The following is a 1,109-nucleotide window of genomic DNA, read 5'->3' on the forward strand; positions in this document are numbered from 1 at the left end:
TCATCACGAGCGCAGATGTGAAGTGGCCGCTGGTTTGACGCATGTTGTACAAGTAGATTTGTAGGGTTTCGTAGCGAGTGCCGACCAAAATATTGGCGAACACGAACTCTCCTAGTAAGAATGAGAAGGAGAGGAACAACGATGCCATTAAACCTTTCTTTAAATTGGGCAAAATGATCAACAAAAAAGCTTTGGTCGTACTTGCGCCAAGCAAGTGCGCTGCGTCCATCAAATCATGTAAATTGATGGCTTCAAAGCTGTTGGAAATAGCGCGATACATAAATGGCAATGCGATGGTGAAGTAAGTACCCACTAAAATCCAGGGTGTACCGATGAGGGAAATTTCGCTGTCAGCATAGAGTTGAAGAAGGCCCACAGACGAAACCACTGGTGGTACTGCAAATGGCAGCAAAATCAGGATATTCATCAGCTTGTCGAGTTTCGGAAAGTAGTAAAACACCACGAAAATCGCAGGCAGTACGAGAACAACACTCAGCGCTAGTGCTGAAAGGCCAATAAAGAGCGAGCGACCAAATGCCTGTAAGAAGCGAGGATCTGTTAGCAGTTTAATGTACCAGTCAAAAGTGAAACCATCAGGTAGAATCGTTGCGCCCCAGCGAGAAGAGAGCGAGTAAATGAACGTCGCTAGAATCGGGATCAGCATGATTCCGACGATGGTGTAAACGACGCTTTTATGGAATCGAGAATTTACGTCTTGCATGGTTTACTTCCTGCTTTTCTTAGCTGCGTAACTTTTGGCAATCAGCCACTGGTTAATCACCGTAATAAACGCCAACAGCGCCATTAAGATGACCGAGATGGCGGCTGCTAAATTTGGCTCTAGGAACAAATCACCAGACACCAAACTAGCTATACGAATGGTAATGACGTTGTAGTTACCAGAAGTGAGCGCATAGACGCTGGCATACGCGCCGATCGCATTGGCGATCAAAATAATGAAAGTGCCAAACAGGGCAGGAGAAAGCACAGGCAAAGCCACTTTCGCCCAATAATGCGAAGTTCTTGCCCCCAACAGTGCAGCCGCCGCTTGCCAATCATCGCTCAGCGCATCAAAAGCGGGATAAAGCAGTAAAACCGCCAGTGGGATT

The 1,109-nt window shown here is 46.7% G+C and carries 2 protein-coding genes; both read right to left on the reverse strand.

All coding sequences use genetic code 11. From position 1 onward, the window contains the following. Nucleotides 1-721: ABC transporter permease (locus R7P67_RS25860; RefSeq protein ID WP_318086458.1), on the reverse strand; the 721-nt coding region annotated here is incomplete at its 3' end. A gap of 3 nt (nucleotides 722-724) precedes the next feature. Next, nucleotides 725-1,109 (reverse strand): ABC transporter permease subunit (locus R7P67_RS25865; RefSeq protein ID WP_318086459.1); only part of this gene is annotated, 385 nt, incomplete at its 5' end.

The organism is Vibrio sp. Vb0937 (assembly GCF_033338855.1).